This window comes from Erwinia sp. V71, from assembly GCF_965644245.1.
Classification (GTDB): domain Bacteria; phylum Pseudomonadota; class Gammaproteobacteria; order Enterobacterales; family Enterobacteriaceae; genus Erwinia.
Window position 1 is genome coordinate 19810 of the sequence record NZ_CBFFRK010000051.1, and the last position, 9800, is coordinate 29609.

Annotated in this window: 5 protein-coding genes and 2 pseudogenes; 3 read left to right on the plus strand and 4 right to left on the minus strand. The window is 56.8% G+C overall.

Going from position 1 to position 9800, the window contains the following annotated elements; all coding sequences use genetic code 11:
- Nucleotides 1-18 precede the first annotated feature (18 nt).
- Nucleotides 19-896, plus strand: a pseudogene (locus ACSZO1_RS12355) (LysR family transcriptional regulator).
- Between the two features lie 142 nt (nucleotides 897-1038).
- The gene (locus ACSZO1_RS12360; RefSeq protein WP_437612935.1) at nucleotides 1039-1935 is read left to right on the plus strand and encodes a siderophore-interacting protein; all 897 of its coding nucleotides are present in this window, start codon (nucleotides 1039-1041) and stop codon (nucleotides 1933-1935) included.
- Between the two features lie 47 nt (nucleotides 1936-1982).
- On the opposite strand, the gene ettA is transcribed toward ACSZO1_RS12360, so the two are convergent.
- A complete protein-coding gene (gene ettA / locus ACSZO1_RS12365) occupies nucleotides 1983-3650 on the minus strand; it encodes an energy-dependent translational throttle protein EttA (protein ID WP_437612937.1) in 1668 nt (555 codons plus the stop codon).
- Nucleotides 3651-3855: 205 nt separating this feature from the next.
- Here ettA and ACSZO1_RS12370 point away from each other — a divergent pair, with 205 nt between their 5' ends.
- Nucleotides 3856-4803: a 2-hydroxyacid dehydrogenase gene (locus tag ACSZO1_RS12370; RefSeq protein ID WP_437612939.1), complete on the plus strand. Its 948-nt coding sequence runs from the start codon at nucleotides 3856-3858 to the stop codon at nucleotides 4801-4803.
- A 3-nt stretch (nucleotides 4804-4806) separates the two neighbouring features.
- On the opposite strand, the gene deoR is transcribed toward ACSZO1_RS12370, so the two are convergent.
- The 3 genes and pseudogenes from deoR to ACSZO1_RS12385 form a co-directional block, all read right to left on the minus strand.
- On the minus strand, nucleotides 4807-5571 hold the full coding sequence (gene deoR / locus ACSZO1_RS12375; protein WP_437612943.1) for a DNA-binding transcriptional repressor DeoR: 765 nt from the start codon (nucleotides 5569-5571) through the stop codon (nucleotides 4807-4809).
- A 257-nt stretch (nucleotides 5572-5828) separates the two neighbouring features.
- Complete coding sequence (locus tag ACSZO1_RS12380) at nucleotides 5829-6989, minus strand: thioesterase domain-containing protein (protein ID WP_437612945.1); 1161 nt, start codon at nucleotides 6987-6989, stop codon at nucleotides 5829-5831.
- A pseudogene (locus ACSZO1_RS12385) lies at nucleotides 6969-9749 on the minus strand (non-ribosomal peptide synthetase); the annotation flags it as partial. The pseudogene ACSZO1_RS12385 and the gene ACSZO1_RS12380, both read right to left, overlap by 21 nt.
- Nucleotides 9750-9800 lie beyond the last annotated feature (51 nt).

The following is a 9800-nucleotide window of genomic DNA, read 5'->3' on the forward strand; positions in this document are numbered from 1 at the left end:
CGTGAAGGGTGAACAATCATGTTTAAGCAATTGCAGGATATGGCGCTGTTTGCACTGGTCGCTGAAAGTGGCAGCTTTACCGCCGCCGCCAGCCGCGCTGGATTACCGAAGTCGAGCGTCAGCTGGAGCAGGCGCTGGGCCTGCGCTTACTGAATCGCACCACCCGTCAGCTGAATCTGACCTTTGCTGGTGAGCGTTATCTGATCCATTGCCAGGAGATACTGCAGGCCAGCGAGCGTGCCGGGCAGGTGATTGAACGCCTGCGTGAGAATCCCAGCGGTCGCCTGCGTATCACCAGCCCGGCGGGCATTGGCGCAACACTGCTGGCGCGCTGTAACGCTGAGTTTCAGCGTCAGTATCCCGATGTGACGCTGGAAGTGGAGATCTCCGATGATCTTCGCGACCTGGTGCAGGAAGGTTTTGATATTGCACTGCGTACTGGTAAACCGCAGGACTCTTCGCTGATTGGCCGCCGTGTCGGTTATTGCCAGCGTCTGCTGGTCGCCTCGCCAGACTATCTGGCGCACCACACCGCGATCCTGCATCCACAGCAGCTGGTGGAGCACAGCTGCATCGCCCATCGTGCCTGGGGAGAATGGCTGCTGAGACGAGGCGAAGAGTGGCACAGCTGGCTGCTGCCGCCAACCCATACCACCGATAACCTGATCTATGCGCGTGAGTGTGCGTTGCAGGGCGCGGGTATTACGCTGCTGCCACGTTTTTTAACTCATGAACTGATCCAGCAACAGGCGCTGGTGCAGGTGTTGCCAGAGTGGGAAGTGGAGGGCAATGAACTGTGGCTGGTTTATCCTGGCCGCAAACTCAATTCACCTGCGCTGGCGAGTTTTATCGAGCATGCGCTCAATTCGCCCGTATTTCACGAGTTCTATCAGTAACCTGTTATTCCGCGCGCAGGAAGGCCTCCGGAAGGGTAAAAACCCGAAAAGAGTACGGATTTAATAAACATTCTCATTATCATTTCGCTTTGCTATTCTTGTCCCCCACTGAAGTGTTCCCGACAAGATTTAAGGCGGTTTTATGGCAGCTGTGCAGAGTTATCGCTTATTCAACGTAGTGCTGGCGCGTAAGCAGGTACTCTCTCCCTCCATGCTGTGCTGCGTGTTCAGCGGAGAAGACGTGCGTCATATGAAAATGGACGCACCGGACCAGCGCATTAAACTGCTTTTCCCGTCACTCAACGGCACGCCGTCGGCGCTGACGCCGGAAGGTTCCTGGTGGGAACAGACCAAATCCATTCCTGAGGCTGAACGGCCGATTGTTCGTACCTACACCATTCGCCGCGTCAATGCAGAAGCTGGCGAAATGGAAGTCGAGTTTGTGATGCACGGCACCGAAGGTCCGGCGTCCGCCTGGGCGGTCGGATCGCAACCGGGGGATGTGCTGCAAATCGTGGCACCAAACCGTGACCACGTTGAGGACAGTGGCGGCTATGAGTGGAACCCGCACCCGCAGGCGGAACGTGCGCTGGTGATTGCTGATGAAACCGCACTGCCTGCGGCGAAAGGAATTCTGGAACAGCTGGCGCAGCGTGATAATCCGCCGCAGCTGCAAGTTTTCCTTGAAGTGCCGAAGCAGGGCGACTGCCTCGATTTCAGCCACTATACCTTTGCCGAAGTGCACTGGTTGCCGCGTGACGCGGCAGGCGCGAGTTATGGTGAAGCGCTGCTGCAGGCAGTCAAACAGCATGTGCAATTGCCGGACTATGCCGTGACCTGCTGCCAGGAAGTGCAGGAAGAAGCGGAGGATGAACTGCTGTGGGATCGTGCGGAAAGTGACAACCGCTTCCACGGCTGGGTAGCGGCAGAATCGACCTCCGTGAAGCATCTGCGCCGTTATCTGATTGGTGAACGCGATCTGGCGAAAGACACCATCAGCTTTATGGCCTACTGGAGCCGTGGCCGCCGTCATGTGTGACGGTTTTTACCGGCCATAAAAAAAGGAGCCTTTCGGCTCCTTTTTTGTTACTTGATCATACGCTTGTACTTGATGCGTTTTGGCTCCAGCGCATCGGCGCCGAGGGTACGCTTCTTGTACTCTTCGTATTCGGTAAAGTTACCTTCGAAGAACTCCACCTTGCCTTCATCCTGGTAATCCAGAATGTGAGTGGCGATACGGTCAAGGAACCAGCGGTCATGCGAGATCACCAGCGCACAGCCCGGGAACTCCAGCAGGGCGTTTTCCAGCGCACGCAGGGTTTCGATATCCAGGTCGTTGGTCGGTTCATCGAGCAGCAGCATGTTACCGCCAACCTGCAGCAGTTTGGCGAGGTGCAGACGGCCACGTTCACCACCGGACAGCTCTCCGACGCGTTTGCCCTGGTCGACGCCTTTAAAGTTAAAGCGGCCCACATAGGCACGGCTTGGCATCTCGGTGTTACCGATACGCATGATGTCCTGACCGCCGGACACTTCTTCCCAGACGGTTTTGCTGTTGTCCATTGAATCACGGAACTGATCAACAGAGGCCAGCTTCACGGTTTCGCCCAGCTCGATGCTGCCGCCGTTCGGCTGTTCCTGACCAGACAGCATACGGAACAGGGTCGATTTACCCGCGCCGTTCGGGCCGATGATCCCAACAATCGCCCCTTTCGGGATCGAGAAGCTCAGGCCGTCGATCAGTACGCGATCGCCATAGGACTTGCTCAGGTTGTTCACTTCCACCACTTTGTCGCCAAGGCGTGGCCCCGGTGGAATAAACAGTTCGTTGGTTTCGTTACGTTTCTGGTATTCAGTGCTGTTCAGCTCTTCAAAGCGCGCCAGACGGGCTTTACCTTTGGACTGACGGCCTTTCGCGCCCTGACGTACCCACTCCAGCTCTTTCTCAATCGACTTACGACGCGCCGCTTCCTGAGAAGCTTCCTGCGCCAGACGCTCATCTTTCTGCTCCAGCCAGGAGGAGTAGTTACCTTCCCACGGAATACCTTCACCACGGTCCAGCTCCAGAATCCAGCCGGCGACGTTATCGAGGAAGTAACGGTCGTGGGTAATCGCCACCACAGTACCTTCGAAGTCGTGCAGGAAGCGTTCCAGCCAGGCCACCGATTCAGCATCCAGGTGGTTGGTTGGTTCATCGAGCAGCAGCATGTCTGGTTTTTCCAGCAGCAGACGGCAAATCGCCACGCGGCGACGCTCACCACCGGAAAGGTTGGCGATTTTCGCATCCCAGTCCGGCAGGCGCAGTGCATCGGCAGCGCGCTCCAGCTGAGTGTTCAGGTTATGGCCGTCGTGCGCCTGAATAATCTCTTCCAGCTTGCCCTGTTCTGCCGCCAGCTTGTCAAAATCCGCATCCGGATCGGCATACAGCGCATACACTTCATCAAGACGCTTCAGCGCGCCGACCACTTCGGCAACCGCTTCTTCCACCGATTCGCGTACCGTATGCTCCAGATTGAGCTGTGGTTCCTGCGGCAGATAGCCAATTTTAATGCCTGGCTGTGGACGCGCTTCACCTTCGATATCTTTATCGATACCGGCCATGATGCGCAGCAGGGTGGATTTACCCGCGCCGTTCAGACCGAGCACACCGATCTTCGCGCCCGGGAAAAAGCTCAGGGAGATGTTTTTCAGAATATGACGCTTCGGCGGTACCACTTTGCCGACGCGATGCATGCTATAGACGAATTGAGCCACGTTGGAATGAGCCTCTTATGGTCTGTGGTGTGGTTGGGACGATACTGTCCACTCAGATGACGAAGTTTAGCTGTTTTCCGTTCTTAATCACAGCCGATACCCGGACTATTCTGTCGTTTAAGCGGCATTAACCGGATAACTGTTTGATTTTCGCGCGCGTCCGGGTCTATGCTGATTTTTTGCTTTTCAAACCAGAGGGATATCAATGAAAGTTCTGATCGCCGCTGAAGAAAACGCCTGGGGTGGCGTGGTGCAGCAACTGCGCCAGCAGCTGCCGGATATTGAGTTTGTCGCTTCCGCCGGACACGCCGCGCACAGCCTGGCGGGATTTGATGTGCTGATCCCGGGTATGGCGAAAGTCGATGCCGCTTTGCTGCAGACGGCTGACCGGTTGCGGCTGATCCAGCAGGCGGGTGCCGGGCTGGAAGGGGTTGATTTGCGCAGCGCGGAAGCGCGTGGCATCAACGTGGCGAACGTGCCGTCGGACACCTCTGGCAATGCCGATTCGGTGGCGGAACTTGGCATCTGGATGATGATTGGCCTGGCACGTCAGGCGTGGGAACTGCCACAGAGCTTTGCGCAGCGGCGGCTCGGACAGCCAACAGGACTGGGGCTGATGGGCAAAACGGTCGGTCTGGTGGGACTGGGTGGCATTGGCAAAGCGTTGACGAAGCGGCTGGCAGCATTCGGTGTGCGCTTAATCGGCGTGCGTCGTGAGCCGGATCCGGCTTTCGCCGCACAGCATCAGCTGGACTGGCTGGGGTCGCTGGCACAGTTACCCGAACTGCTGGCGCAGTCTGACTTTGTGATTCTCAGCCTGCCGGATAATCCACAGACGCACCATATTATCGATCAGCAGGCGCTGGCGCAGATGAAAGCGGGTAGTTTCCTGATTAACCTTGGGCGTGGTGGTTTGACCGAGAAACAGGCGCTGCTGGCGGCACTGGATAGCGGTCATCTGGCGGGGGCAGGGCTGGATGTGTTCTGGCAGGAGCCGCCTGATCCGCAGGATGCGATTTTCCGCCACAATGTGATCGCCACACCGCATATTGGCGGCGTGACCGATATTTCGCTCAGTGGCAATGTGGCGGGGGTTTGCGAAAATATTCGTCGTCTGCGCGATGGCGAAGAGATTTTGCATCGCTGGGCGTAGGGCTTACCCGCTAATCACCGCCACATCTGACGCTTTCAGCTTCTGCGCCAGCGCTTTTGGTGGCGCGCTGTCGCTGATCAGCGTATCAAACAGCGCCAGCTCGCCGATGCGTGCTGGCAATACCTTGCCAAACTTGCTGCTGTCGGCCAGCAGAATCTTGCGTCCGGCGCGCTGCAGTGCGTGGTGCTTCATCTGTAACTCATTGATATTGTAGCAGGTAGCGCCCTGTTCCACGTCAATGCCAGCGGCAGAGATAAACGCCAGCGCCGGGCAGAGGTCATCCAGCACATGGTTCTGGCCGACCGGGGTAAAGATGGCGTTGTCAGGATGAAACTCGCCGCCGCTGAGGATCACATGGCACTGGCTCTTCTCTTTCAGCGCGAGGAACGTATTCATCGCGCAGCAGATGGCGGTAAACGGCAGGTTGTCGTCAATCGCATCAATCACATAGGGGATGGTGGTGCCGCAGTCAAAAAAGACGGTGTCGTCGGCATTAATCAGCGCCGCCGCCAGCTTGCCGAGCTGCTGTTTTTTGCCAGCATTCTGCGACTGCTGATCGGAAACAAAATAGTGACCATGGTTGTGGCGCAAATCGCTGACGATATAGCCACCGAGCAGCACCACGCTGGAAGGCGCATCGCTAAGATCGCGGCGGATGGTCATCTCAGAGACATCCAGCAGCTGCGCGGCATCTTTCAGATGGATCTTGTCGGTGCGCTTTAACGCCTGCGCCAGTTTGTTGATGCGCTCGTCGCGCCGGGTTTCCATGGTCATTTTCCTGTTCATCGCTATCCCTGGCCAATGCGGGTTACCGGTACTGTCACCGGCGGTGGTTGTCACTCAGACGACCAGCAGTGTGCGACAAATTTCACAGATTTGAATGAGTTGAACGTCGTTCTGCAGGCAGGTTTTTAATATTACCTGTATTGGGATCGCCCCGCAAACCTTGCGCAGCGTCTGAAAGCAGGTGGCAGCAGAGTTCTGCCGCCACCTGTTGAGAGGTATTACACGGAAATGAAATGCACTTACGCCCGACGCTTCATGCGTGTCACTTCTGGCACGTCGGCAGACTCACTGCTGTGAGTCGTGCTCAGTAACGCTGCGCCAATTTCATGATGGCAGTGAATAATCGAGAAGTGGTTCGCTTCCATTGGCATTAACTGCAACGGTATGCCCAGTGCGGCCAGGCCGTTATCTGCCATGGACAGCATTTTCTGACCTTCTTCTGACTCGTATTCCCCTGGTGTGGCGAATTGCATGGCTTTAAACAGGGTGATGCGCGTGTGCTGCAGTGGCGTGCTCACTGGCTGCTGGCCGAGCAGAATATCGGTCTGCTCCGCCATCAGCGCGCGTTGCGCGGCGTCCTCTTCAATGCCAATCATTTGCAGAATCGATCCCAGCGTGCCGACCTGAGCGCTGAACTGGAATTCGGTCTGATACACCGTATCCAGCAGGCAGACATGAATATGACGATAGCCATGTCCTTCCAGCTGTGAGGCGATCTCCAGCGCGATATTACCGCCCAGCGACCAGCCCAGCAGACGTACTGGTTGATCCGGCGTCAGGCCAGAGGCCATCATCTCCTGCAGATAGTGGCTCGCCAGCCCTTCCAGCGAGGCGATCTGTGGCTGGTGATAAAGGTTGTAGTTGTTTATCCCAATCACACTCAGTCTGTCGCTGAGCGCCTGTGCCAGATCGCGATAAATATCGCTGCCGACCACCGACGGATGCACCATCCAGACCCGCTCTTTCGCCGCCGAGCTGTTCAGCGGCTGCAACAGGCGGAACGCTTCCGGAGCATGGTTGAGCTGAGCGATCAGTTTCTGGACCGGATTAACGACCTCATCAGGCGCGTGTTTCTGGGCCTCGGTATAGTTACGAATCGCCAGCGCCTGACTGGCAAGGGTGGAGTGGGCGTACAGCGTATTGATCTCGACCCAGATACCTTTGCGGCGCAGGCGCACCATCAGCTGAATAGCATGGATCGAGTGCCCGCCCAGGGTGAAGAAGTCATCATTGCGACCAACATGTTCCACTGACAGCAGTTCCTTCCACCAGTCGGCGAGACGCTGTTCGTCGGCACTGAGCGGCTGGTTATTATCGATCTGCACCGCACCCCGTGCAGGCGGTTTTGGCAGCGCACGACGATCCAGCTTGCCGTTCGCCGACAGCGGCATGGCGTTCATGCGTATCAGCTCCGCAGGCACCATGTAGTCCGGCAGTGCACTTTGCAGATGACGACGCAGCCCGCTGATCAGATCTTCCTGCTCTGGCGCGACCAGCCAGGCCACCAGGCGTTTATCGCCCTGATCGTCATCACAGGCCATCACCACGGCATCTTCAACGCCGGGATACTGGCAAATCTGCTGCTCAATTTCGCCCGCCTCGATACGCAGGCCGCGGATCTTCAGCTGGAAGTCGTTGCGGCCGAGATATTCAATGCTGCCGTCATCCAGCCAGCGCGCGAGGTCACCCGTTTTGTACAGACGGGCGTCAGGATCGGCACTGAACGGATCGGCAATAAAGCGTTCGGCAGTCAGCTCCGGGCGGTTGATATAGCCACGCGCCACCTGTACGCCACCAATGCACAGTTCACCCGCAACACCCGGCGGCAGCGCCTGCATATAAGCATCAACCACATGCAGCTGGGTATTACTGATCGGCCGGCCAATCGGGATCAATGGACGTGGATCATCCGGCAGGCAGTGCCACTCGCTGACATCGACTGCGGCTTCGGTTGGCCCATACAGGTTATGCAATGCTGTCCACGGCAGCTGCTCATGGCAGCGCTGAACGGCCGCCAGCGGCAGCGCTTCGCCACTGCAGAAGATTTGACGCAGGCTGCGGCACTGACCCATCGCGCCATAGCGCAAAAACAGCTGCAGCATGGACGGGACAAAGTGCAGAGTGGTGATGCGATGCTGCGCAATCATCTGGCACAGGTAGTCGGGATCTTTATGACCGCCAGGCTTCGCCATCACCAGTTGCGCACCGGTCATCAGCGGCCAGAAGAATTCCCATACCGAGACATCAAAGCTGAACGGTGTTTTCTGCAGTACGCGATCCTGATCTGTCAGCTGATAAGCTTTCTGCATCCACCACAGGCGGTTGACGATTGCCCCGTGTTCGTTCATCACGCCTTTCGGCTTGCCGGTGGAGCCGGAGGTGTACAGCACATACGCCAGGCTGTGTGTCGGATCACGGCCATCATCCGCGAGGTTGTCGCCGCTTTCACTCTGCCAGCGTGCGTTATCGCGTTGCAGATGCAGCGCCGGGATCGTGGCGGATGGCAGGGCGCTCAGCAGTTGCTCACCGCTGTCGTCCAGCAGCAGCTGTACCGCACCGCTGTCGCCGAGCATATAGCGCAGACGCTCAGCAGGCAGATCCGGGTCCAGCGGCACCTAGGCCGCGCCGGCTTTGACAATCGCCAGCAGCGCGATAACCATCTCGTTGCTACGTGAGGCACACACCGCCACACGGTCTTCCGGAGCAATGCCATTGGTCTGTAAATGGCGGGCGAGTTGGTTGGCGCGCTGATTCAGTTCGCGATAGGTCAGTTGTTCTTTATCGTCACACAGCGCGATGCCCTGCGGAGTGCGTTCGACCTGCTGTTCCACCTGACGATGCAGGCTGGTGGCCAGATCCCATGGCTCTGCGGTGTTATTCCACGCAGCCAGCTGTTGCTGCTCTGTCGGCAGCAGGATTGGCAACCGGGAAATCGGGCAGCTGTCCGCGGCCTGCAGTACCTGTTCGAGTAAGTGATACAGGCGGGCAACGGTCTGTTCCGACTGACCTGCGCTAAACCACGCCTGGTTGAAGTTGAATTCCAGCAGCGGCTCATCGTGCTCATGGTAGTTGCGCAGATAAATCGCCAGTGGCATCTGCTCATAGCCATGGTGCAGTGCCGTGACTTTGACCGGTTTCCCCTCCAGTTCGTTATCACCGGAGAACTGCTCCAGGGAAAACGTCATGTTATACAGCTGGCGGCGTCCCTGCTGGCTGAGTTGCAGCTGGCGGTTCAGCTCGGCAATCGGGTAGCGCTGATGGCGGTAGCAGCGGCGCAGTTCACCAATCACCTGCTGTAACAGGGCGGCAAAGGGTTGATCTGGATCTGGCGTAATCAGCACCGGGATCATCGAGGAGAACATACCCATGGTCTGCTTATGCGCTGCGCCGCTGCGGTTATGCACCGGGACACCCACCGTCAGGCTGTCTGATGGCCACAACCGGTAGTGCAGGCAGGCGACCAGCGCCAGCATAAAGTGCATCACGCTGGCACCATTGGCTTCGGCGTAATCTGCGATTTGCTGAAAACGCTGCAGTGACAGCGTACGGGTGATTTGCCGGCTGGGCGCAGTTTCACTGGATTGATACGGCAGGAAGCGTTCAGGTTCCAGCGTGCTGGCCGGCGTGTGGGCAAAACGTGAGAACCAGAAATCACGGTCTTTGATATAGCGTTCAGACTGTAAATAATCGTTATCGCGGTGGATAAAATCTAAATAACCGTTCGATATTTGAGACAGAGGTATCGTACCGGAAGTTAATTGTTCATAGGCGGAAATAATTAAACGACCGAGCAGGGAAAATGACGTACCGTCTGACATCAGATGGTGGGCGCTAATATGCCACAATGACTGCGTATCACTGATACGGGCAAAGTGACTACGCCAGAGTAATTCGCCATACAATGAGAACGGTTTTGTGTAGGCGGAATAGAGGTATTCTTTTGCTTTTTCTGTGGGATTATCTTCCTGCGAGAAATCCCGGTAATTAATAATGATGTTCTGCTGGTGATGGAAGCTCTGTGTAATGCCTTTTTCCGTTTCCGATAGCCTGGTGCGTAAGGCTTCGTGCTGGGTGAGGACCTGATTTATCGCCTTTTCTAAAAGAGTAATATCGATGTCACTGCTAAATTCCCATATCGCGAATTCAGATAATAAGTGCAACGCTTGGTCATGTGGATGGAGGGACGGTTAGCTACCGATAAGCTATCCTGC

Bases quoted from the DNA above. Each gene is read 5' to 3' on its own strand.
- ACSZO1_RS12360 (WP_437612935.1), top strand. From the start codon at position 1,039: ATGGCAGCTGTGCAGAGTTATCGCTTATTCAACGTAGTGCTGGCGCGT.
- ACSZO1_RS12370 (WP_437612939.1), top strand. From the start codon at position 3,856: ATGAAAGTTCTGATCGCCGCTGAAGAAAACGCCTGGGGTGGCGTGGTG.
- deoR (WP_437612943.1), bottom strand. From the start codon at position 5,571: ATGGAAACCCGGCGCGACGAGCGCATCAACAAACTGGCGCAGGCGTTA.
- ACSZO1_RS12380 (WP_437612945.1), bottom strand. From the start codon at position 6,989: ATGAACGCCATGCCGCTGTCGGCGAACGGCAAGCTGGATCGTCGTGCG.